The sequence below is a fragment of the Nitrosospira sp. Nl5 genome (assembly GCF_900102495.1).
Lineage (GTDB): Bacteria > Pseudomonadota > Gammaproteobacteria > Burkholderiales > Nitrosomonadaceae > Nitrosospira.
The window spans coordinates 1-23,611 of record NZ_FMVQ01000022.1 but is presented as its reverse complement, the minus strand read 5'-3'; the positions used below and the strand labels follow the sequence as shown (position 1 = coordinate 23,611).

Annotated in this window: 17 protein-coding genes; 9 read left to right on the top strand and 8 right to left on the bottom strand. The window is 54.1% G+C overall.

Annotated elements, in window-relative coordinates; all coding sequences use genetic code 11:
- Together BLP45_RS14700 and trbK are read left to right on the top strand one after the other, a co-directional pair.
- A partial coding sequence (locus tag BLP45_RS14700; RefSeq protein ID WP_371128762.1) for a transposase occupies positions 1-442 on the top strand: 442 nt, incomplete at its 5' end.
- A gap of 147 nt (positions 443-589) precedes the next feature.
- Positions 590-814: an entry exclusion lipoprotein TrbK gene (gene trbK, locus BLP45_RS13995; protein ID WP_256327846.1), complete on the top strand. Its 225-nt coding sequence runs from the start codon at positions 590-592 to the stop codon at positions 812-814.
- Between the two features lie 1,285 nt (positions 815-2,099).
- Here trbK and BLP45_RS13990 read toward each other — a convergent pair.
- The 4 genes from BLP45_RS13990 to BLP45_RS13975 all read right to left on the bottom strand — a co-directional run bounded on the left by BLP45_RS13990 (position 2,100) and on the right by BLP45_RS13975 (position 5,610).
- Positions 2,100-3,983 (bottom strand): glycoside hydrolase family 15 protein, encoded by a 1,884-nt coding sequence (locus BLP45_RS13990; protein ID WP_090373109.1) that lies wholly within the window; start codon positions 3,981-3,983, stop codon positions 2,100-2,102.
- Positions 3,984-4,099: 116 nt separating this feature from the next.
- Positions 4,100-4,420 (bottom strand): hypothetical protein, encoded by a 321-nt coding sequence (locus BLP45_RS13985; RefSeq protein WP_090373108.1) that lies wholly within the window; start codon positions 4,418-4,420, stop codon positions 4,100-4,102.
- A gap of 471 nt (positions 4,421-4,891) precedes the next feature.
- Positions 4,892-5,101, bottom strand: a complete 210-nt coding sequence (locus tag BLP45_RS13980; protein WP_090373107.1) for a hypothetical protein — start codon at positions 5,099-5,101, stop codon at positions 4,892-4,894.
- A 2-nt stretch (positions 5,102-5,103) separates the two neighbouring features.
- Positions 5,104-5,610, bottom strand: coding sequence for an N-acyl amino acid synthase FeeM domain-containing protein (locus tag BLP45_RS13975; protein ID WP_090373106.1), 507 nt, complete (start codon positions 5,608-5,610; stop codon positions 5,104-5,106).
- A gap of 568 nt (positions 5,611-6,178) precedes the next feature.
- On the opposite strand from BLP45_RS13975, the gene BLP45_RS13970 reads away from it, so the two are divergent.
- From BLP45_RS13970 to BLP45_RS13940, 7 genes are all read left to right on the top strand, one after another.
- Positions 6,179-7,129, top strand: a complete 951-nt coding sequence (locus BLP45_RS13970) for a PEP-CTERM sorting domain-containing protein (RefSeq protein ID WP_176754768.1) — start codon at positions 6,179-6,181, stop codon at positions 7,127-7,129.
- A gap of 176 nt (positions 7,130-7,305) precedes the next feature.
- Positions 7,306-7,650, top strand: coding sequence for a hypothetical protein (locus tag BLP45_RS13965; protein ID WP_090373104.1), 345 nt, complete (start codon positions 7,306-7,308; stop codon positions 7,648-7,650).
- Between the two features lies 1 nt (position 7,651).
- Positions 7,652-9,139 carry a DVUA0089 family protein gene (locus BLP45_RS13960; RefSeq protein ID WP_090373103.1) on the top strand — a complete coding sequence of 496 codons (1,488 nt, stop codon included), beginning with the start codon at positions 7,652-7,654 and terminating at the stop codon, positions 9,137-9,139.
- A gap of 243 nt (positions 9,140-9,382) precedes the next feature.
- Positions 9,383-13,057 carry a trifunctional transcriptional regulator/proline dehydrogenase/L-glutamate gamma-semialdehyde dehydrogenase gene (gene putA / locus BLP45_RS13955; RefSeq protein ID WP_090373102.1) on the top strand — a complete coding sequence of 1,225 codons (3,675 nt, stop codon included), beginning with the start codon at positions 9,383-9,385 and terminating at the stop codon, positions 13,055-13,057.
- A 234-nt stretch (positions 13,058-13,291) separates the two neighbouring features.
- On the top strand, positions 13,292-13,597 hold the full coding sequence (locus BLP45_RS14470) for a hypothetical protein (protein ID WP_143002453.1): 306 nt from the start codon (positions 13,292-13,294) through the stop codon (positions 13,595-13,597).
- Positions 13,598-13,836: 239 nt separating this feature from the next.
- Positions 13,837-14,145 carry a hypothetical protein gene (locus tag BLP45_RS13950; protein ID WP_143002452.1) on the top strand — a complete coding sequence of 103 codons (309 nt, stop codon included), beginning with the start codon at positions 13,837-13,839 and terminating at the stop codon, positions 14,143-14,145.
- Positions 14,146-15,059: 914 nt separating this feature from the next.
- Positions 15,060-15,959, top strand: coding sequence for a YihY/virulence factor BrkB family protein (locus tag BLP45_RS13940; protein WP_090373099.1), 900 nt, complete (start codon positions 15,060-15,062; stop codon positions 15,957-15,959).
- A 59-nt stretch (positions 15,960-16,018) separates the two neighbouring features.
- Here the strand turns inward: BLP45_RS13940 and BLP45_RS13935 are convergent, their stop codons facing one another.
- From BLP45_RS13935 to BLP45_RS13920, 4 genes are all read right to left on the bottom strand, one after another.
- Positions 16,019-17,185, bottom strand: a complete 1,167-nt coding sequence (locus BLP45_RS13935; protein ID WP_090373098.1) for a glycosyltransferase — start codon at positions 17,183-17,185, stop codon at positions 16,019-16,021.
- 1 nt (position 17,186) lies between these two features.
- Positions 17,187-17,990, bottom strand: coding sequence for an amidohydrolase family protein (locus tag BLP45_RS13930; RefSeq protein WP_090373097.1), 804 nt, complete (start codon positions 17,988-17,990; stop codon positions 17,187-17,189).
- 32 nt (positions 17,991-18,022) lie between these two features.
- A complete protein-coding gene (locus BLP45_RS13925; RefSeq protein ID WP_090373096.1) occupies positions 18,023-21,859 on the bottom strand; it encodes an NAD(P)-binding protein in 3,837 nt (1,278 codons plus the stop codon).
- A 398-nt stretch (positions 21,860-22,257) separates the two neighbouring features.
- The gene (locus tag BLP45_RS13920) at positions 22,258-23,418 is read right to left on the bottom strand and encodes a zinc-dependent alcohol dehydrogenase (protein WP_090373095.1); all 1,161 of its coding nucleotides are present in this window, start codon (positions 23,416-23,418) and stop codon (positions 22,258-22,260) included.
- Between the last annotated feature and the right edge of the window lie 193 nt (positions 23,419-23,611).

Genomic DNA, 23,611 nt, shown 5'->3' with positions numbered 1-23,611 from the left:
TTGCCACCATCGGACCGGCACCTTGTGGGAAGGGCGCTACAAAGCCACCCTGATTGATACTGAAGCGTATTTACTGATCTGCATGCGCTATATAGTACTGAACCCCATGCGTGCAAACATGGCGGCGCATCCGTTCGAATATCCATGGTCAAGCTACGGCTACAATGCCTGGGGCCAGGCGAATGACTTAATAACGCCCTATCTGGAATATCAACGTTTGGGAGCAACTGTCGAGGAACGTCAGGCTGCGTATCGCCAGCTATTCGAGCAACCCATATTTGACAAGGATATGAGCGAAATCAGAGAGGCGACCAATAAAGCCTGGGTATTGGGAAATGCGCGGTTTAAACAGAATATTCAAAAGAGATTAAAAAGACGGGTAGAGCCAGCAGCAAAGGGTGGAGACAGACGCTCAGAACAATTCAGGATCAATCGAATCTGACCCCATTGATTACGTAGAGCGATTTAACCACGGATCACGCAAAATGCTGGAGTTTAGAGCTCCTTATGAGGTATTCTTCGGAATGTCGTGAGCTACACTAGACAACCGCCAACTGTTGCACTTCGAACTTGAATCCATGCAATATTGATGATTCTTAAAGAGGAAAGGAAGAATTTAATGAGTTCTAAACATACTGTATTTATTATTGCCCTTAGTGCCGCTTTGATCAGTTGTGGGGGCGGTGGCGGGGCTCCCGAAATAAATTCAACGAATTGTTCTGGTGCAGGAATGCAGGCGATCCTTCCAACTTTCGAAAACGAAGCTCAGCGGCAAGCATTTATTGATAAATGCCAATCTATGGCAGAAAAATAAAGCTCGGCACGAGCTGTCGAGTTGAGTACAGTTGTTATTACCGCGTAAGGATTGATCAAATTCTGAGTTGTTTGCCGGTCGGATTGATCATGGCACATTTTCTGCCGGCAAGGATAACAAACCTATCCTTAGTATTTAGGAGAGGTTAAGGTGGGAATCCCCATGGATTCGACCAGGTGAGCCTGCTCGCTGGATGCGTGAGCAAAAGCGGTGCGTTCCCGAAGCAAAGTGTAGGGATGGCTGGATCGCCATAGGCGAGACAGACATCCCTGCCGCCTCTCTCATTAAGAGGTCTCAAAACGATACGGGAATAGCCACAGTTTTTTGTGCCTTCTGTTTGCCCCACGAGCGAAACAGTGCGCTGTCCCTGTTATCCCCCTGGCATCTGCGGTTATTCGTGTGCGAATAACCTCCCCATCCACATATTCCCATCTGAGCGGCTACCCATATAAGGCGATTCGCCGGGAATCGTCTCAAGCTGCATAGGCACAGGGTGTCTAATCCGATATGGCCGGCAGAACGAGCCCGGCCTCCTTGCACGCGTAAATCCAATGTTGCAACGGTTGTCTATCACCTGCCTAAAGCTTCAACTCGGCAGGATTTGCGGGCTCTGTACCAGGCTTAGGGCTTCTATCAACTATGGATCGCCCCAAGTGCCTTTTCTCGCCCTGCAAGCGTCGTCTTATTGGAGCGAAGTACAAGCGAAAAACGCACCGACCCAAAGAAAGCTGGTTGCAATGCGGCTTTTCGCACAGAATTAATAAGGGAAAAGGGGAAGAATAACGACGTAACTGACCTCGCGGAGGTACACCATGAACGACTTTTTAATGTTTTGGGGTACGTATATTATTGTGCTTGTCGTTGGTCTGGGAGTGCTGGTAGGTTGAGAGGAACCAATGATAATGGGCCCGCGCGGGATCGCTACCGGGTCCATTTCGTTTATGGCGGTAAAAATCACGGACGATTAGGGAAATGACGGAAGAAGAGAAATATAAGGAGCCTAATGGTAGCGACCTGTGGCCTGAAACAAGGCAAGCCATCCGCTTCCTGCTCTGGACTCTCGTGTTTTCTCTAGTGGGGACTGTAGTGATTTCAGGCGCAGAGTTTCACGTGAGATAGGAAAGGGCGGGTAGAGCTGCGACGTAATCACCGGAACAGTTGCCTGGCAACAGGCAAATATCCAAGTGATCCTGACATCGAGCGCTTCTCCGAAACGGCTAAGTGTTGCGAGACTTCCATCTTGCTCAGCTTGCGATTCCCTCGTAGCCCCTTATTGGCAGCTTACTCAGTCCGCTGAAGATCCTCCGTGCCGGGCACCGGCAACCCTTGCCCGGGAGGCATCGTCCGCACGCGGGGACTCCCCGAGATCGGCGCGCTGGTGCGCGGGGCCGGCCGCTTGGCGCAGGTTGTACGCCGTATTGATCAGACCGATGTGGGAGAATGCCTGCGGGAAGTTCCCCAGTTGGCGCTGGAGGCGGGGATGGTATTGCTCAGCAAGAAGCCCAAGGTCGTTGCGCAAAGACAAGAGGCGTTCGAACAGGGCCTCTGCATCATCGTGGCGGCCGATCATGGTATAGGCATCGGCGAGCCAGAAGCTGCAGACGAGAAAGGTGCCTTCTTGCCCCGTGAGTCCGTCTTCGGTTTCCTCGACGCGGTAGCGCAACACAAGCCCGTCTTCCATGAGCTCGCGCTCGATAGCATCGACGGTGCCGCGAAAGCGCGGGTCTTCCGGCGGCAGGAATCCCACTTCAGCCATCAGCAGGAGCGAAGCGTCGAGCGCCGGCCCATCATAATGCTGGACGAAGGTATTCCGGCCACTGTCATAGCCACGTGCCAGAACCTCGCCATGGATTTCCTCCCGAAGCGCGCGCCATCTCTCGACCGGACCGTGGAAGCCGGATTGCTCCACGGCCTTGATGGCTCGATCAAACGCGACCCAGGCCATCATCTTCGAATGAACGAAGTGCTTGCGCCCGCCGCGCACCTCCCAGATGCCTTCGTCGGGCTCCCGCCACAGGCCCTCCAATCGGGAGAGCATTGATTGCTGGAACCGCCAGGCCTCCTGGCTTGGCTCAAGTTGCGACTTGCGGGCAGCATGAAATGCATCCATCAGTTCGCCAAACACATCGAGCTGAATCTGGTCGCAGGCGCCGTTGCCTATGCGCACTGGCGGGCTGTTCTCGTAGCCCGGCAGCCAGGGCAACTCGATTTCAGTCAGGCGGCGCTCGCCGCCCACGCCGTACATGATCTGCATCTGATCAGGCGCGCCTGCGGCGGCACGCAGCAGCCATTCCCTGAACGCGCCAGCCTCGTCCGAGTGCCCGGCATTCATGAAGGCGTATAACGTCAGGGCCGCGTCGCGAATCCAGCAGTAACGGTAATCCCAGTTGCGAATCCCGCCGATTTCCTCCGGCAGGGAGGTCGTGAGCGCCGCGACGACGCCGCCGCTCGGCTGATAGGAGAGTGCCTTGAGCGTGACGAGCGAGCGTTCCACCGCTTCCTTCCATGCGGGACTCTCGAATTCCGAGAGCGGGCAGATGTGAGTCCATTCCCGCCACCAAGCCGCCGTGCACTCGAGTCTTATCTCGCCGTCGTCGATGAAATGGGGCTCACGATGCAGCGGATGATAGGCGAGCGTGAAGGGGACGATCTCGCCCTCTTTCACGTCGAACTCCGCGACGGTACGCATGTCCTCGCCGTGAAGGGACACGGGGGTCACCAGCTCCACCGCGTCGGGTCCGGCCACTGCGTGAATGCCATAGGTGCGCCTTCGCACCCAGGGGACGGCCTTGCCGTAGCCGAACCGCAGGGCCAGTTCCATCCGCATCGTTACTTGGCCTGATACGCCGCGCACGAGGCGGATGACGTCAACTTTCTCGGGGTCGTCCGAAAGCGGCATGAAGTCCACAAGGGTCACCTTGCCGTGCTTTGTCTCGAAGGTAGTCTCGAGGATCGGTGCGTGAGGCAGGTAGCGCCGGCTGGACCGGCACGCTTCATCTGTGGAGGATATACGCCAGTAGCCATGCTCGGGCGTTCCCAGCAGGGCCGCAAAGCACGCGTCGGAGTCGAACCGCGGGAGGCAAAGCCAGTCCATCGAACCGTCCCGTGCGACAAGCGCTCCGCTCAGCATGTTGCCAATGAACCCGTAATCCTCGATGACTTTACTCATCCCGCGCCTCGGAAAACCGGGTAGGCGGACATTCTACATTGACGCACATCTTGATCCCGTTGATGTAGTGCGACAGAGCGGATGCGAGCCAGCGCATGGTATGCCTGACATATGCTTCAAACGTTCCGGTTGCGTCGCTCGGAAGTGCGCTCGAAGGCGGCTACGCCAGTGCGATCTGCCGTGACCTGGCATTTGGCGCGTTGCCCGCCTGTATCATAAGCGTTGCGGTGATGAAATGCCCGCAAGTTTTCCAGGGTGTCCGGTCCGCCAGCGGAAACATTGACTATTTTCCAGCCAAAGTCGGAATCAGTATCACCGTAATGCCGACGGTTGATCCAGGCACCACACTCATCTTCGCGCCACAGATCTGGACTGGTATCGGTATTTGCACGGGCTTTCTCCCATACTTGCTGCATCAGTTGCTCGCTGTATTCCATTTTCCTCCTCCTCGTGCGTAGCCGCTGCTCTCGATCGTATTCCAGTGCCCAGTCCACCACATGAATTAATGGGCAGTTCAGGCCTTTGGACTGGTAAGTCGGGGTGGGGAATATTGGGGGCAGGCACCCAATATCCAGGATTTCTCGTCCAGTGCCGGGCTATTTATGACATTCTGCTCCCCGTTTGGGGAAAGTTCAATCCACACAGAATGTTGAATGGTAGCTATGGGCACTCGTTGCCGGTCGTCATTGCGACGACCGGTTTGTTACCTCATCAGAATTGCAGGGCATTATTCACTTACGCCACCTCAATTACTTGCTTGTTTCATTGCTCTCAAGAAGTCACGGAAGCGTGCTCAGTGCTGACTTTTTCCTTGGTTTAATGCGGCGTCCGTCAGGGTAACACGAAGTAGAGCGCTCCCAGCTTCTCTTTCTCACGTGCTATCTCGTGGCAAAGTTGTGGGCGGCATGCTAATGGGAGCTCTCCGCACAAATACGGTATTCAATAATGTCATACTGTATTTCCTCTCCTTCGCGTCTCCAGAAGGGAGCCAGGGCCTCCAGTTTGATGCCGGCCTCAATGCCATAAAACTTGTCGCCGTTCCTGCATTTAATATCGACCAGCGTTCCCTTCGGTATCGGGAAGCACTTGCCATCGTGTTTAATCCATGCCTCGGTCATGATCATTCCAATTCTCTATGCAGCAATACGGCGGCTTCTACACCTACTCGCTCACAGTGCTTCGGTCCAGCGATCTGGGAAAATCCTAAAAGCCGCCGCTGCCCCGCCACATGACTAGGCACTACCTCGCAAACCAGATCTGTGAAATTGTTGAATAGGTGCGCGTAATAATAGACAACGTGGAACATGGCGCCCATGACAGACCTGGTAGGCTGCCCGGGAATGATGACGAACCGGGACAACTCAGCTATTTTTCGGCCTCGGCGCCGCATTTCATCAAGTTCAACTGAATAGGCCTCGTCCGCATAGAGCCCGTCAGCCGAGTCCAGTTTCACCACGACAGTACCAACTACAGTGCCATATAACTGGGCGTCTATCACCGCAGCCGAATCAGTTAACACGTGATTTGCGGCATATCCTTTTCGCCAATACGATGCGCCAACAAGCCACTCTGAGGGCGCCAGCGACTTTCCCATACTTACAGTGTAAGGTCCGAATGCTGTTTTCATTTTCAGACCGCCATATCGTCATATGGCGGCTCAGCTGAATATGCGCAGTGCAACGCATGCAGATGGCCGTTCCTCTTTTCCTTATAACTTGTCATGTTTTCCTCAAGGGTGATTAAGTACGAATGACATAACTGGCCACAGATAAACGCTGTCTGAGGTCATTTAGCATCTTACGGATTTACGGATGAAACGATATTGGACTGACGTGCACCAGCAAATCAATCAATATTGGACTGATGTACACCAGAGCAGTTGTGTGGCTATGGGGAACAGGGCGATAAAAACTCGCCGAAGCAGCTAAGCGGTAGGGATAGACGGGCTATGCCAATGGGAAGTTTGCGGAGCCGCAATTGTCCATTTCCATTATGAATGCCCATCGATGAAGTGATGCCGGTACCTCATCTTCTGGTTGGTGGCCTGGAATCAAGAAATGCCTGTCTTTGTGGGCTATTTCAGTGCCTACCGGTACTTCCTAACTGGCTAACAAAAATAAATTCGGGTTGTTTTTTTCTCATGATTGTCTATGGTGAATAATGCCGTCCAGATGATCCCGATACTTCAGATGTCAATGTTTAAACCATACCAATTTCTATTCGTCGCCGCATGCATGGTACTGCCGGGTGTGGCCTGTGCAGTTGCCATCGATCCTGACGGTGTAGGTCTTGATCCTGCGATAGGCGCGCGAGGCATGAATTGGACGGCGGGCAATACATTGATAACACCGGTTGGTGGTGCATCGATATTCGCTCACCCTGTCGGTGACGTCTTCCAGAGTTACACTCACGCGTCCCTCCATGAGTTCGGGGGCAGCAGTGGCGTTAACATTGGTGGCCGGTGGACATTCGTTGCAGGCTATCGAGAACAGGTGGTCTCAACGCTCGGTAACAATGTTGTGTTGGATACCATTGGCGGAGGCGACAACTTCTTCAGGCTATATTTCGATGCCACACCGAATGCCAATTCAGGCAACGGCACGGGATATGGGCCGCCTGACATCACCAACCCCGATCCAGTCCTTATATTATCTGGCACGATTAACGCTTCCACAGGGCAGACGGCAATCTCTGCCTTTAATGTGGGTCCGGATAGTCTCGATAAATCCGGAGTCGACAACTATCCCGTTGTGGACAGCATCACGGCAGTTGGAGACGGGACGCTGGCAGCAATTATCGAAAGTTTTGATCCGGCTTATTTTCCCGAAGGATTGCCCATAGGCTTCGGCCTGGATTTCCAGATCACCTTTAGCGTCCCATTTTCTCAAACCGACCCATCCTCCTGCTTTAAAAATGGCGCTGGTGCCCTGATTAATGGTGTCGGCCCGAATACTCTGGATGGCTTGGAGTGCAGCGTTAATACGGTAGGAAACATCAATGGGATTGACGGGACGAATTTAATCTTAATGACCGACGCTTCGGCGCTTTTCACCCAAGTTACAACAGTGCCAGAACCTATGCCTCTGGCATTGCTGGGTGTGGGACTGGTTGCCATGGGAACAGGGAAATGGCGAAGGAAGGGCTGAACCGGCCCCTTCGCAGAATCACTGTTCTGAGTCACTTCACGATTTTTCGGAAGAATTACCTCAAGCGTTTGTGAACTGGACCTTGTGTCTCCGTCTGGCGATTTACGGTAGCGAATTGTCGGGGATGAAGATTCCGGAGGTTGGCTCGCCCGGCATTTTTGGTGAAATGAACTATATTGAAAACAACCAGCGCATTCGAACCGGATGCGGCGGGACTGATCATTTGGCTTGGAAATTATATTTGCGAGGGAAGAAAAATGGCGGAACAACGAGAAACCTATAAGGGCCGGGAGATTATCCTTCGAACCGGGGCAGAAGCTTCTGCCGCAAGAACTGCGGCAGGGATTGGAGAAGGCGAAGCGGGCGCGAACGGAGCTGAGCTATACATCGATGGTGAGCGAATCTTCACGGTGCGCGATGCAGGTGGAGCATTTATTGCATCAGGGCTTGCCTTTGATCCACAACCTTCGCTGATTGATTTAGCCAGGAAAATTATCGACTACAGGGAGGCGGGGGAATAACATGGGAATCCGAAAAAATCAGTCCAGCCTGACGGCCTCTGAGAAGGCAGCATTCGTCGCTGCGGTGAAAGCCTTGAAGGCAAACGGCGCCTACGACACCTTCGTTGCGCAACACCGCGCCGCCTTTATGGCCAGCCCCAATGATCCCGCCCACCGCGGCCCAGCCTTCCTTCCGTGGCACCGCGAATATCTTCGCCGGTTCGAGCTTGCCCTCGAGGAGATCGACTCAAGTGTTTCCATCCCATACTGGGACTGGACAGTCGATAGAACGACTACGGCCTCGCTGTGGAACGCCGATTTCATGGGTGGCAATGGAACGGGTGCAAGCCGGCAGGTTACCACAGGCCCCTTTGCCTTTTCGACCGGAGAATGGACTCTTACGGTCCGGGATTCCGGCGATACAATCACTTTCCTTACCCGTGCATTTGGCGCAATGGGATCACTGCCGACGCAGCAGGGTGTCAGTGCCGCCCTGAACGTGGTTCCCTATGATTCCGCGCCGTGGAACTCCAATAGCAGCACCAACACAAGTTTCCGGAATCGACTGGAGGTCGTGATTCACAATCCTGGACACATGTGGGTTGGTGGATCGATGATGGCGATGTCATCTCCCAACGATCCTGTGTTCTGGCTGCACCATTGCAATATCGATCGGTTATGGGCGGAATGGCAAAGGGAGAATCCTACAGCAAATTACTTACCACCCAGCGGCACCGCCGGAGTCGTAGCCGGGCACGGTCTGGATGACCCGATGCCGCCTTGGGACAATGAAGCGACACCCCCCACCCCGAGAAGTGTTCTCGATCATCGTGCCCTTGGCTATACGTACGATGATGAGCCGGGGACATCTCCCGGAACCGTGTCGCTTACCGTTGGCGCGCCGGCTACCTCGGCTTCAATAGGGGAGGCGGGAGAAGTTGATATATACAGTTTCGTCGTGGCCACACCTGGCAGCCATGTTATCGCGACCCAAGGTTCGACTGATGTCGTGACAGCCCTGTATGGCCCAGACGACATGGCGGCATTCATTACCGAGGATGATGACAGCGGACCAGGCTCGAATTCGCGAATAGAACGCAATTTGGCGGCAGGTACCTATTACGTTCGCGTGCGACACTACAGCGGCTCGTCAGTCGGGTCCTACAGTATCTCAGTGAGCGGATCGGCGCCGCAACCAGGCATTCAAACCATTCAGGTAAACGGCCCGGCAGTGCAAGGAACTCTCTCGGCTCCGAACGAAAGGGATATGTACACGTTTACAGTCACCGCATCCGGTATATACACAATCGAGACTGCTGGAAACACCGACTGCTTTCTCACATTATTCGGCCCGGACAGCCAAACAACGTTCATCACCCAGGATGATGACAGCGGTCCCGGGTTCAACTCGAGAATCGCAGCCAATCTCGCCTCCGGTGCGTACTATGTGCAGGTGAGACACTATAGTCCAGACGGTACCGGTTCCTATAGTGTTTCGGTCAGAACTTGAAAAAAATTATGGTGGCGCCGCGTTCTGGAAATGCCGAATGAGGCAAGCGGCAGCGTTCCGGGCTTCTTGCCATCGGTACGCGCTTGTTTCAATGAGCCGTGCAGTCTTGAATCGGGCTGAACAGGAGGCGGACTGCAAATTCACGGATATTGGCACCTGACTGTACGACTAGGCGGTGAGTGCATTCCCCATTTGCCAAGCCCTGCTTTATAAAGGGACAACCCAGCCTCTGCCCCTTCCACAATGACTTTGGCTCTCCAATCCGAGCTCCATACTCCGCAGCCACCGCTGCGCGCTGCCATCACCGATGCCTACCGGCGCGACGAGGCGCGAAGCGTGGGTGAGCTGATGATGCGGATTGATCTGCCGCGCGCGAGCCGGTACCAGGTGCAGGAACGTGCACGCAAGCTGGTCGCCGCAGTGCGTGGCAAGCGCACCTACGCAAGCGGGATCAACGCATTGTTGCATGAATTCTCGCTGTCCAGCCAGGAAGGCATTGCGCTGATGTGCCTGGCCGAGGCACTGCTGCGCATCCCGGATCGCGAAACCGCCGACCGCCTGATCCGCGACAAAATCGGCAGAGGGGACTGGAGCTCGCACCTCGGGCGGAGCTCGTCGCTGTTCGTGAATGCGGCGGCCTGGGGCTTGTTGATCACAGGCAAGCTGGTGTCGACCCATAGCGAGAGCAGGTTGACGTCCGCGCTGACACGCTTGGCCGCGAAAGGCGGCGAGCCCTTGATCCGCAAGGGCGCGGACCTTGCGATGCGCATGCTGGGTCAGCAGTTTGTGACCGGCGAGACGATCGAAGAGGCACTCGAGCGCAGCCGCGAGCGTGAGGCGCATGGTTATCGCTATTCATATGACATGCTCGGCGAGGCCGCCGTGACGGCCGCCGAGGCCGGCCATTATTACGCGTCCTACCAGGCTGCGATCCACACGATAGGCCGCGCGAGCGCAGGACGCGGGATCTACGCGGGGCCGGGGATCTCGGTCAAGCTCTCCGCGCTGCATCCGCGTTATACACGCGCACAGCGCGGGCGTGTGATAACCGAACTGCTGCCACGACTGAAGTCACTGCTGCTGCTCGCGAAGCGCTACGATATCGGGCTGGATGTCGATGCAGAGGAGGCTGACCGGCTTGATCTCTCGCTCGACTTACTGGAAGCGCTTGCGCTCGACCCGGAGCTGGCCGGCTGGAACGGCATCGGCTTCGTCGTCCAGGCCTATCAGAAGCGTTGCCTATCCGTAGTCGACTGGATCATCGACCTCGCACGCCGCAGTAGCCGCCGGCTCATGGTCCGGCTGGTCAAGGGTGCTTACTGGGATATGGAAATCAAGCGCGCGCAGGTCGATGGGCTGGAAGGCTACCCGGTCTATACGCGCAAGGTACATACTGACATCGCCTACCTCGCTTGCGCGCAAAGGCTACTAAGCTCGCCAGACGCGGTCTATCCCCAATTCGCGACCCATAACGCCTATACGCTATCGGCCGTCTACCAGATGGCTCGGGAAGAGGGGATCTCAGACTACGAATTCCAGTGCCTGCATGGGATGGGTGAGACACTATACGATCAGGTGATTGGTGCAGACCAGCTCGCCAAGCCTTGCCGGATTTATGCGCCAGTCGGCAGCCACGAGACGCTGCTTGCCTACCTGGTGCGACGCCTGCTCGAGAACGGCGCAAACTCATCGTTCGTCAACCGTATCGTCAACGAGAATGTGAGCGTGGATGAACTGATTGCTGACCCGCTCGCCCGGGTTGAGCGCGAGGGCTCGCATCCACCTCCGGCGATTCCGCTGCCGCGCGATCTATACGGCGCCGAGCGCAGGAATTCATCGGGTATCGATTTCAGCAGCGAGCATGCGCTGGCTGTGCTAGCCACCGGGTTGGACGCTGAATTTTCCGGCGAAAGCAAGTGTCGTTGGCTTGCGGGGCCGATGCTCGCCGGCGGCGGCCCTATCGCTGGCGAGCTAGTACCGATTTTTAACCCTGCTGACCGTACCGACCGCGTCGGTGCCGTTATCGAGGCGAGCGAGGACGACGTTGAGGCGGCGCTGGCGGCCGCCCAGGCCTTTGCCCCCGAATGGCAGGCAACGCCCCCTGGATTGCGCGCGACGCTGCTCGAACAGGCGGCCGATGCACTCGAGGCGCATCGCACAGTGTTGATGGGGCTTGCGGTGCGCGAGGCGGGCAAGTCGCTGCCAAATGCGCTCGCCGAGGTGCGCGAGGCGGTTGACTTCTGCCGCTATTATGCGCAGCAGGTGCGTCGCCAGTTCGCGCGCGCCGGCCAACCCGAGGCGCTCGGCCCGGTAGTCTGTATCAGCCCCTGGAATTTCCCGCTTGCAATCTTTGTCGGCGAGGTGAGTGCCGCACTCGCCGCCGGCAATCCGGTACTCGCGAAGCCGGCCGAGCAGACGACGCTGATTGCGGCAACCGCTGTCAGGCTGCTGCACGAAGCAGGCATCCCGCGTGCGGCGCTGCAGCTCCTGCCCGGGTGCGGCGAGACCGTTGGTGCCCGGTTAATCGGAGATCCACGCGTGCGCGGGGTGATCTTCACCGGCTCGACCGAAGTCGCCCAGGTCATCCATCGCATGCTCGCCAAGCGTTCACAGGATGAGAAGATTGGGGAGATACCGCTGATCGCCGAAACCGGCGGCCAGAACGCGATGGTGGTTGATTCGTCCGCGCTGCCCGCGCAAGTGGTGCAGGACGTTCTGTTATCCGCATTCGATAGCGCGGGGCAGCGCTGCTCGTCCTTGCGCGTGCTGTGTCTTCAGGAAGATATTGCCGACCGCGTGCTGGAGATGCTGAAGGGCGCGATGCGGGAACTCGCGCTGGGCGATCCGGGACGTCTGGCCACCGACGTCGGGCCGGTGATCGACGCCGGTGCGCAGCGAATGCTGCTCTCCCATATCGAAAAAATGCGTGCGACGGGCCACGTGGTGTTCCAGCTGCCGCTACCGTCTGTTTGCGTGAATGGCATTTTTGTACCGCCGACTTTGATCGAGATTGGCGGCATCGGTGAACTGGAACGAGAGGTGTTTGGTCCGGTGCTGCACGTCGTGCGCTTCGCCCGCGGCCGGCTGGGAGATCTAATCAGGGACATTAATGCGACCGGTTACGGACTCACGCTCGGTGTGCACAGCCGGATCGACGAGACGGTTGATTTCATTGCGACCAGCGCACGTGTCGGCAACATTTATGTCAACCGCAACATGATCGGCGCAGTGGTAGGAGTCCAGCCGTTCGGTGGCGAGGGCAAGTCCGGTACCGGACCCAAGGCCGGAGGCCCGCTCTATTTGCATCGCCTGCTGCGGCAAGGGCCGGTATCGCCCGCGCGCCTCGGTAGCATTCTCGAAAAGGACAAGCAGAGTGCGCCGGCGCCGCTGCGGATGCTTGCCGACTGGGCGCAACGGACTGGCCGCCGCACGCTCGCCGAGCGCTGCAAGGATTATGCGAGATGCACACCGCTTATGCACAGAATCCTTCTGCCGGGACCGACTGGCGAGAGCAACACGCTCGTATTCGCGCCACGTGGCGAGGTCGCCTGCGTTGCCAATGACGAGAGTGCGCTGCTTGAGCAGATTGCCGCGGGGCTCGCGACCGGCAATCGTTTGTTGCTCTCGGATGGCTCGATTCCACGTATGCTGGTTGATACGCTGCCTCCAATGGTGCGCGAGCAGTTGCGCGTCGAGCCGGACTGGAGGCGAGCAGCTGCCGTGGTGCTGTATGCGGGTCCAGCGGAGGACGCGTGCCAGTTGCGAAGCGAGCTCGCCGCCCGCGAGGGGGCGCTGGTGCCGTTAATCGCGACTGACGACGGAGACTTTCTCCTGTACCGGCTGACCGCCGAGCGTGTGATGAGCGTGAACACAACGGCCGCAGGCGGCAACGCGAGCCTGATGATCCTCGATGCATGAGCCAGTTGCATCGACCACATAAATGAAAGAGAAGGTAAGCGGGAAACGGTATACTTGTCAGCGGCTAATAATATACAAAAAGGATCAGTATTGTACGGCGGAAGGTGGTACCCGGCGGTGTCCAAAGTACACCGTTGTTCATCCCGACTGCAATTCCAGTCCAAGCCTAAATGACAGGACTTGTGGTGTCCAACAAGCTGTACTAATTTTTGCGACAAAAAAATAATTAAGCCTATGAAAAACATATTGTTGATACTTCCCGTTCTCGCGGGTTGCAGTTTGATGCCGAGCGATTCCACGCCCATTAGAACCGAAGACGGCTCAATGGTTTATTCCATTACGAGCTTATATGACGGGGAACCGGGATCAAGAGAGCAGGCTGTCAGGTCCATGAATATTGATGCCAGAAATCTGTGCATGGCGGGATATACGCTTATTTCCGAAGAAGCGCGTCCGCTCATGGATGCGAATGGGGGAGTGAGGTCCTCACGTCTTATATGGGAAGTCAAGTGCGACAAGAAACCTGAGGCAACGCCCTAGTGTAGTGAGTCAGAGATATCGGTACTTAAAAATGACTGGATTGCCGCCATACCGCGTTGCTCGTCTTGCACATGAATCACTATGCGCCCCCTCGGGCCTTGTCTGAGGCCAATCTCGTCATTTTTAACATTACTTCACGGTTTATTCATTTGAATCGGTCATGTACCGATATCTCTGACTCACTACACTAGCTTATGCTGTTTCCGCCGATTAAAAGATTGTCGAAAATTGCTAAATCGATGAAAAGCCCTTTGTGGGCAATCCCGTTCCTCGCCAGTTGTAGTTCGATGACGGCCGATTACAAGTCCAACGATACGGAAAAGGGTTCCGGCATTTACTCCATCACAAGCCTGTACGGCGGAGGGCTGAGATCAAGGGAGACGACCATCGAATTCATGGACATTGATGCCAGGAATATGTGCAACTCGGAATATACAATAATTGACGAAAAAACACTCCCGGTCATGAACCGGCTTGGGGAAGTCAGGGTATCGCGCCTTACCTGGAAAATCAAATGCAACAGTGAAGCCGAAGCAGCGCCCCCGTAGTCTGGCACGCTATTGCTTCCTGCTACCCCATGAGCCGATGTGTATTTGGAAACTCGGGGCCAGCCCGGGCAACGGAAGGCAGAAAATGCCGGCACTCTCATTCGTCGATCATAAATTCCGGATATCCTGATTTTTATCGTCTCGTGCGGTAGCGCACTGAAGAGGTAATGAAGGCTTTGTAATATTTCGATACAGCGCTTATTGCTGGACAGATTTTAAAGGACCTATCATGAATTATCCTGCGATATCCGGGAACGCAGCGCCGCGTTCCTTATTTCTCGTTATCGAGCCAATTTTTAGTGTTCTAGGTTTGATATTGGTTCTTTTTGCATGCGGCTCAGTTCATGCCCAGAGCGGCCCGATGGATAGTCCCCCAATTGGAAAATCTGCGCCTGAGCAATACAAACGGGGGGAAACTCCGACGGGGCAGGAATATGGCATCATTAAAAAGGGTGAGCCTCATAAGAGCGACGCTGGGAAATCGGACGCGGACAAAAAGCGGGAAACGAAGCCCGGCCCGGAGTCTTTCATTGAGCGGGATCCCAGTCCGACCAGTGAGGGTTCCGGGCCCGATCCATTTGGACGGTATTAGCAGCTTCGGCAATTGAGTTGCTTCCTTCTTCCGATTCATTTACGCAGATTTGTGGGACGGAAGGGCTTTGAATTCAAGGCCCGGGCCGTTCAGGCCCCTACTATTGTCGTAGCGCTATTGTGCTGTAAAAGGCGATAACTGCCGCTGGGTTCCCGGAATTCCTTCCAGTTAGATGGAAATCTTCAATGCGGGGGATTTGATCGGCAGCAATTCCCTGCAGCAATTTCCTGTTACCGGATTCCCGGAAGTTTGTGCAGACCTCGTACGTATCGCGTGAGTCGGTTCCTCTATTGGGACAGTTCGCCTGCTTTCGGAGCTCCTTATGAACATCAAGCAAATCTGGACTCTCGTTAAAGCCGCTTTTTCGTCCTGGCGCGATGACTATGCGCCAAGCATGGGGGCCGCGTTGGCCTATTACACGATGTTCTCGATCGCGCCGCTTTTATTGATCGTAATTTCGACAGCGGGCCTCGTTTTCGGTGAAGAAGCGGTGCGCGGGGAAATTTTCGGTCAATTGCAGGGCTTGATGGGTGATCAGGGGGCGAAGGCGGTGCAAGGCCTACTTGAAAGCGTTAGCGAACCAAAGGAAGGGATCGCCGGTACCATCATCGGAGCGATTTTGCTACTGATCGGGGCAACAACCGTATTCGGCGAGTTGCAAGATGCATTCGACCGAATTTGGCGCGCGCCCAATAAAGATAAGAATGGAGGGCTGTGGCGATTGCTCAGGTCGCGGCTACTGTCATTTGGCATAATACTTGGAATCGGTTTCCTGCTCATGGTTTCGCTCGTGTTCAGCGCGGCGATCGCTGCGTTGGGAAAATGGTGGGGACCCTTTTTTTCGAACCTTGAAATAGTGGCGACCGCGGTGAATTTCCTTGTCAGCTTTGCCTTAATGACAACCGTGTTTGCGATGCTTTACAAATTTATGCCGCGGGTCAAAATTGACTGGCGGGATGTCTGGGCCGGCGCCACCGTTACGGCGCTACTGTTTACGGTAGGCAAGATCCTGATCGGCATCTATATCGGGAAAAGCGCCATCAGCTCGGGATTTGGTGCTGCGGGCTCGCTAGTGGTCGTGCTGGTATGGGTATACTACTCGGCTCAAATCTTTTTACTGGGAGCGGAATTCACGTGGGTATATGCGCATGCCCACGGATCAAAAAAAGAATCAACACCTTCCGCACAAGACAACGGTTACCACCGGATAAAACAAACGTAACCCCGAGGTCAAGCGATTGCCACAAGAGGTATAAGCACAGGCGCGGGAAGACGTTTCTGCTAGGCAGTGGGTTTTAAACGAACGTCAATAGCACCCGATTTGCCGTCGCTATGATATCCGCTCTGGATAAGCGATCTGAGTAATTCGGATGTTTGACGGACGCTATCGTTAAGTTCAAATTTCTCTTCGATCCGTTTTCGAGCCGCTTTTCCCATTGCTATTCGTGTCGATTCATCCGACATCAAGCTTACGATACTATCCGCAATGCCGGCAAAGTCAGCGACGCGATGCAGTAATCCCGTGCAACCTACCTCGACAATGTCGATAACGCCACCGACGTTTGTTGCGACCACAGGTAAACCACATGCCATTGCTTCTATTATTGCCAGCGGCATTCCTTCGGAATATGACGTTGATACTGCCAGATCAAGAGAAGTGTAGACCTGGGGCATATCGTTTTGCAATCCAACCAGATGAATATAATCGCGCAGACCAAGACTATCGATGGCGTCCTCCAGTTCCTCATGCATGGGTCCTTCGCCGACCAATACAAAGTGGCAGTTCCGCAATCGTTTGTGCGCAATGCCCGCTGCTTGTATAAACACTTCCGGACCTTTTTCCCGGGAGAGCCGCCCGATGAACCCAATCAGGGGGGTTCCTGCAACCACATTAATGATGGAATGAAGATAGTCAGTCTTCGTAACCGGGCGGAAAACTTCCGTATCGACGCCGTTTGCAATGAAACGCACTTTGGCTGGGGGAATTCCCAGGTTCAGAGCGTGAAAGTACGCTGTCTTCGCAACCACGCTAATATGTGTCTGCATCAATTTATGCACTTCAAAATCCCGCATACTGAGATAACGACTGTGAATGGTCGCCAAGGCGGGCGTCTCGGTCAGTCGGCTCAAAATCCCCGCAAGCGAATGTGCATTGGGAAGGTGCCCATGGATTACGTCAATTGCCTCGGCCTTGATCAGGCTTACGCCGAGCTGGATGGATTGCCAGTCAGGATCATCGGTGAAAGGAGTAATATGAACCTGGCAACCGATATCGCGCAACTGGGATGTAATGCGGCTCTCCGATATGCACAGGCAGGTAACATTAAAGGCATCGCGCGGAAGGCGCTGAAGCAATCGCAAAACATACGTTTCCATTCCGCCCACAATGGCGCCGCCAATAATTTGCAGCAAGTTAATCGGACGCTCCGCAGTCGATATTATTTTCATATCAATTTGCTCTTAGCCAAGCGGCTGCCGTTCCTCCCATGATTCGTTCGCGGCTGTGTTTATCCACATCAAGTTGATCCAACAGCGCAGAGACTTCATCAATCCTGTTCTTGATCAACTCGCCACTACAAGGCATAAACACATCGCTGCCGAACTGCAACAACTCCGGCGTCAGAACGGCAATCGCTTTTCGGAGGACTTCCAACCGGTAAACAGGGGGTGCGCCAAAAGAGATATCAAACCGGAATTGACTATCATCAGGTGATATGCCATTGATAAGGTCGATCAAGCCCACGGCATTTGCTTCATCGGACCATGGCCATCCCAGATGCGCCAGGGTGACGCGCAATCCGGCATGATCCCGTATGGCTTCATAAAAAGCCGGGCGGCAGAAGCGACCGGATTTGCCGTCAATGAAAATACCGCTATGAAACAGGATCGGCATAGTTAAGCGCGATGCTGTTTCATAAATTCGATGTGCGCAATCATCATATGGGTACCATCCCGCCGGTACCATTTTAAGACCATGTAAACCGAGATCGTGCGCATCGCGCAGATCTTCGCATGCATTATCAAGTGATGGATTTACTACCGCAAACCCGATTAGCCGGTCCGTATGATTGGCAATCAACCGCGCCAGATGGCGATTGGCCGAGTGCAGGGAATCGCTGTCATGCAATGAATAGCCGCCGCTTAAAAAGGGCGCCAGCAGTATGGCCTTATCCACCGCTGCCTGGTCCAATGCCCGCAAAACATCATCTGCTGTTTCTTCGCCAGAACAATGAATATGTGCGTCTATTATCATAAGGAAGGGAATAAGAGTTTGTATTCATTTACTTAGCTGACATACATTTTCTTTTCCGGTCTTAACGCTTTGATCAGGCCGGCAGCTTTTTTTCCCGCAAGAAAGGCATGGTCGGAGTTGTAATATTCCCATTCGCTGTAACGGCCGGCTAAAACAATATCCCGCTGCAAGAGCCAGTTTTTAATGGTTTCCACACTGTGGGCCCTGGCATGGTCGTATACGACATACGCGTATGGCATATCCACCAGATTGGCCGTAATTATCTTGTCGTCTCGCGTCAACATGCCGACCTTGATGCAATCTTCCACGCATCGAGCGATTAATTCCTTGCCATCGCACGGAAGAGGCTTGGATGGCGAATAGGAAATTTCACATGTCAGGCCAAAGCCGCCGGGTGGATTGCAGCAGGGGCTTGCATTTCCCTGAAGAAAAATGCGGTGGAAAATCGTGTCCTCAGGGTAGTAAATCCAGTGCTTGTCCGTAATATTTTCGCGCCCGATACCAAGATTGACACAGCGCACGGAGACACGGCGCAATGCTGCCGCAGCCTTCCTGACGTGTTGCGGTGCCTCGTCCTGCATAATGCGTATCAACTCAGGTAGCGGCATTGTGCTGATCATGTTCTCATAACGAAAACGGCGGCCGTCCCCAAGCGTGATTAAATGCTGGCCGGGAGATATTCGCGCCACTTCGGTATTGAGTTCAATTGTGCCTTTGATATGAGGAAGAAACCCGGACATCATTGCTTGAAAACCACCGCGCAAAGGGTAGCCAAAGCGCGCGTTGGGTCCCATCGGCTTCGCGACAGGCTCGAGCGCCCCTTCAATAATTTCTTCCAGGTCAGGCAACGGCACGCGTCCGCCAAGCCAGGAAGTTTCCATTTCCGTTAAGGAAACTGTCCAAAATTTTTTGTTGTAGGGAATTGCGAAATGTTTCGCGATGCCCGATCCCCATGTCCTGTAAATAAATTCTTCAAAATTCTCCGCTTTGTTCTTCGGAATCGATGATTCTTCTTGCAAAGGCATTTTGCCGGCAACCGGCACCGTTCCGTCAGCACAGCAATCGGATAATTCCGAAGCCCCTCGGCCGGTGGAAGGGCAATTTCCCGGAATCGGGCTGGAGTCCGAGTTTTTCAAGGTGCCGTAGCGTGCTTCAATTGCCCCCGCAATGCACTCCTTGATTACATTGGGAGGCAAGCCATACAGTGCGCCCTGAAACGGATAGCGCGTATGGACACCTTTGCTGTACACCCACGCTTCACGGTTTTGCCAGTGGACGTTGTTGCCAAGTAAAAGCTTATAAAGCTGCTGAACATAAGCATCATTCGAGAACATGATGTGTCCCGCGTGATCAAAGGTAAAGCCTTTGTCCTGGATCGAGCGGCACCATCCCCCGACTGTCGGATTCTTATCCAGCAAGAGGACGTCGTCGTCGAGGTGATAAGCTGCGCTCAGGCCGGTGGGCCCGGCGCCGATGATGACGCATTTTTTGTTCTCCACCGGCGCTGGCTGAATTGCATGATTAAGAGGCAGCCCTTGTTCGAGCAATGTCTGCACGGGCTTGCCTGACTTGACCTTTTCCGTGTTTGTGAATTCCATCAATTCGCACATCTTTTCCGCGGTGGTATCCCACGAGGTTGCCGATATCATTTCTCTCATCTTGAGGGTTTCTTGTTTATGCTGCTCCGGGGTTGTCAGTAAGGCGTTTTCACATGCTCTGATAAAAGCCTGCGCGGAATCTGCGATGGAGACGATTTCACCGTAAAGCTCCAGAACATCGGGAACTGTCGTACTGACGATTGGCAATTCCGCTGCCATGTACTCGAGTGTTTTTGTGGGACTGATAAAGCGTGTCGATTCATTTAACGCGAATGGCAACAAACATACATTCCAGCCCGCCAGAAAATGCGGCAGCGCTTTATACGGCTGTTGCCCCAAGTAATGGATATTATGACGCTGGGGTAAGCTGGCGGAGTCGATTTTTACAACCGGTCCCACCAGGACAATCTGCCATTGGGGATGCGCATCAGCAATCAGGGCGATAAGTTCGGTATCAATCCGCTCATCGATTACTCCATAATAGCCCAGTCTTGGTCCGGGTATATCCTCATGTGCCGGATGCGTATTGGTACGGTCGAGCGCCTGCTCAAAGTGCACGACATCGACGCTGCTCGGAAAACAGTGGACATTTGCATGGCGTTCCCGCTTTGCGCGATAAAGGCTCGGGCCTCCGGTAAAGACAAGGTCGGCAACTTTCAGTAATGCATTTTCGCGCTGCAGCATCTGTTTTGGGGAATTCTTGAAAGCAGCGAGTTCGTCCATGCAGTCGTAGACGACCAGAGAGGGATCAAGCTCCTGCAGCAGAGGTAATGCCATCGGCGTATAGAACCAGGCAATGTGTTCTTCATCGGTGACAACAAATTGCCGAATCAGCTTAATTAAATGCGGCAATTGTTCATCGTGAAAACCCGGCGCTGAAACCGGTGTATGCGGCTTGAATACGGTGATATTTGGCGCGGGAACATAAGTCTCCAACGAACTCCCATGCTCGCTGTAAACCGGTTCTTCAAAAAAAACGATTTTGTAATTCTCAGCCAGCCTTGATAGAAGATGCTGCGGCCGTTGATAGACAAAGTCCCAGCGGAGATGGGAAAAGACAATAATGGTCGTCATTGTGACTCCTGGAAGGTCGAGTGGGGCTTGAGTTGGAAAGTAATGTGGAAAAAAGCGTTGTGTCAGGCGTTGTGCATTGCGTAGCCCGGCAGCGTAGGATTCAGTCAACACGCGTTCATAATGTTTTTCTTCGTTTCCCTGCGTATTCACTTCCCATAAACCGCTTCTATGCCATTGATGGGGGTTTTCCCAATCGGGCCGGTCCACAATGGGATAAAGACAAATGCCATGCAGATCGACGCCGTGTTGCCTGGCCGTAACAGCTTGCTGGGCAACTTCCCTGATCCAGGCGCCTCGGCCACTTCCGACATGGCTGGTTTCTGACAAGACGATCGGTCGTTGGTATCGCTGATGAATTTCGCTTAAAAGACTGTGTAAGGGAGCGCGGCGGGGATGATCCAGGTGCCACCAAAGGCTATTGCCATCGAGTTCCCATTGATTACTGTGGTAGTAGTTGACCCCAATCAGATCCAGAAAATGTGGGGCCCCGCCTAGTTCCGGATTCTTGATCCCGCACAGCATATCCCAAGCATCGAACTGGGATTCCCGATACGCCAGCGCACGATTAACGAGATCGGGTCGATCGGGCGGAGCGATAACATGTATTAGCGGATCGCAGTGCAGAATGCGTGCGGACGGGCTGGTTTGCCAGATCGTTTCGCAACTCTTCAAAGTGGCGCGCACCAGCTGGCGTTTCAGTTCGATACCGCCATCTCCGTTAAGGTCCGAGCATCCGAAAAGGTTGTGTGCGGCGGCCCAGCTTACAAAGGAAATCTCATTAATCGGCGAGTAGACAGGACTGATATTGGAAAATGATTCAAGGTAGTCCACTGCATACTGGCAATATCGCGAAAACCGATCGACAAAAGCGGAGGAATACACGTTGATGTCGTCTGGCCAGCCGTAATGGCACAACGTCCATATCACCTGTAATCCCAGTTCCTCGGCCGCACGCGCCCGTAACTCGATGGATGAGAAATTGAAATTTCCGTCTTTTTCAACCGATCGCCAGCCGACACTCTCGCGCACCGTCTTAATTCCAAATTCCTTTAACAACAGGTAGTCGTCATATGCGCGAGTCGTATGTTGCGTCGTGTCATTCATGGATAACGGTATGCCGGCCCTATTGATATGATCCGCGCCCTCATAGCCCGCCTGCCAGTAAGAAGCAAATATTTTTTTAGAAGTTGCGTTCATTGGAAATACTCGATGCAAGCTTTGCGGCCTTGAAGGCGCAATCTCGCTTTGTTCTTTTACGCATCGACAGGAATGCCGCTTTAAGCGGGGGGTGATTACAAACGCTGCAATGATTCAGGTTTTTGGCGAACGTTACTGTGCGATAACGTACATTCATGTCCCTTTCGGGGAAAGCAGACGTGCCTTACTGCGAATTGCACATTCGCTTGATCGATCTGTGGAATTTGAAAACGGCTGGATACTGTTGTGATGCCGTCATATTGAGGGAACGCCTGTTGAAACAGACGAGACTGGGAAGGCTGCCCGGTCTAAAAGGAACGGTGATGGAGAGAAGCCGCTTGAGAACCGGAACCCGAAGTCGGTCCAGTAGGAACGTAACGACTAGTGGAAAAGGAATTTCAGGGTGTCAGGACAACTTTGCGGCAGTCCTCTTCTTTTTTGTCGAAAATTCTGTAAGCATCGGCAGCCTCGGCAAGTGGCATACGGTGACTGATGATGACATCCGGACGTAATTTTCCGGATTCAATATACCCGAGCAGCTCAGGCAAAAAATGTTGTACGTGCGTCTGACCCATCTTGAATGTCAGCCCTTTCTCAAAAGCGTCGCCGAAAAGAAATCCGTGTATAAAACCCGCATAAACGCCAGGTACGCTGACGGTGCCTCCACGGCGTACCGCTGCGATACATTGACGTAGCGCTTTTCCACTGCTGCCCTCCAGTTTCAGGTTGGTCATTACGGTTTCGAGCGCACTGCCTTTCGCTTCAAAGCCTATCGCATCGATAGCGGCGTCAACTCCTCTGAGGGCAGTATTCTCGATAATGACTTCAGCAGGATCAACTTGATCAAAATTGATAGGAAAAACGTTATAGGTTTGACGGGCAAATTCAAGCCTATAGGGATGATGGTCGATCATGAAAATTTTTTCTGCTCCCAGCATGCGAGCGCAGGCCGCTGTCATTAAACCGACAGGACCCGCGCCGAAAATGGCAATGCTTGAACCGGGGCCAATATCCGCGTTAACAACTGCCTGATATCCAGTGGGTAAAATGTCGCTTAAGAACAGCACTTGCTCGTCGACCAGCGTATCGGGGATTTTAATCGGCCCTACATTGGCTTTTGGCACTCGCACGTATTCCGCCTGGCCGCCCGGTATTCCTCCATACAGGTGGGTATAGCCGAAAAGTGCCGCACCTGAGCGCACGTTTTTTTTGTTCAGGATTGCGCCGCGATCCGGGTTAGTGGTTTCGCATGCCGAGAATAATTGTCTTTCACAAAAGAAACAGTGACCGCACGCAATAACGAATGGAACCACCACCCGATCGCCTTTCCGTAGCTTCGTCACCTCCGATCCGGCTTCAACAACCACGCCCATAAACTCATGGCCCAGGATGTCACCGTCCTCGAGTTCCGGCATTTTGCCCCGATATAAATGTAAATCCGAGCCGCAAATTGCGGTAGCGGTAATTTTAAGAACTATATCATCCGGTTCCTGGAGTATGGGATCGGGTACCGTATCGACTCTGACGTCATGGCTGCCATGATAAGTAAGTGCTCGCATTATCGTTCTCCTTTACGGTGACTTTTTCGGTTAGGATTTTTCTTCCATTTAAACATCAGTCTATTTAAAAACCTAAACGTATGACTGCGCGGGAACGGATGGGCATGGGCATCATGGGCAACATCGGCATCATGATCCTCATCCGCATGCCCGAAGCGGGATCGATAAGCACTGCGGCTGGCATGCATCCGTT

Coding starts and splice junctions, on each gene's coding strand:
- trbK (WP_256327846.1), top strand. CDS start 590: ATGATTCTTAAAGAGGAAAGGAAGAATTTAATGAGTTCTAAACATACT.
- BLP45_RS13990 (WP_090373109.1), bottom strand. CDS start 3,983: ATGAGTAAAGTCATCGAGGATTACGGGTTCATTGGCAACATGCTGAGC.
- BLP45_RS13985 (WP_090373108.1), bottom strand. CDS start 4,420: ATGGAATACAGCGAGCAACTGATGCAGCAAGTATGGGAGAAAGCCCGT.
- BLP45_RS13980 (WP_090373107.1), bottom strand. CDS start 5,101: ATGACCGAGGCATGGATTAAACACGATGGCAAGTGCTTCCCGATACCG.
- BLP45_RS13975 (WP_090373106.1), bottom strand. CDS start 5,610: ATGAAAACAGCATTCGGACCTTACACTGTAAGTATGGGAAAGTCGCTG.
- BLP45_RS13970 (WP_176754768.1), top strand. CDS start 6,179: ATGTTTAAACCATACCAATTTCTATTCGTCGCCGCATGCATGGTACTG.
- BLP45_RS13960 (WP_090373103.1), top strand. CDS start 7,652: ATGGGAATCCGAAAAAATCAGTCCAGCCTGACGGCCTCTGAGAAGGCA.
- putA (WP_090373102.1), top strand. CDS start 9,383: ATGACTTTGGCTCTCCAATCCGAGCTCCATACTCCGCAGCCACCGCTG.
- BLP45_RS14470 (WP_143002453.1), top strand. CDS start 13,292: ATGAAAAACATATTGTTGATACTTCCCGTTCTCGCGGGTTGCAGTTTG.
- BLP45_RS13950 (WP_143002452.1), top strand. CDS start 13,837: ATGAAAAGCCCTTTGTGGGCAATCCCGTTCCTCGCCAGTTGTAGTTCG.
- BLP45_RS13940 (WP_090373099.1), top strand. CDS start 15,060: ATGAACATCAAGCAAATCTGGACTCTCGTTAAAGCCGCTTTTTCGTCC.
- BLP45_RS13935 (WP_090373098.1), bottom strand. CDS start 17,185: ATGAAAATAATATCGACTGCGGAGCGTCCGATTAACTTGCTGCAAATT.
- BLP45_RS13930 (WP_090373097.1), bottom strand. CDS start 17,990: ATGATAATAGACGCACATATTCATTGTTCTGGCGAAGAAACAGCAGAT.
- BLP45_RS13925 (WP_090373096.1), bottom strand. CDS start 21,859: ATGAACGCAACTTCTAAAAAAATATTTGCTTCTTACTGGCAGGCGGGC.
- BLP45_RS13920 (WP_090373095.1), bottom strand. CDS start 23,418: ATGCGAGCACTTACTTATCATGGCAGCCATGACGTCAGAGTCGATACG.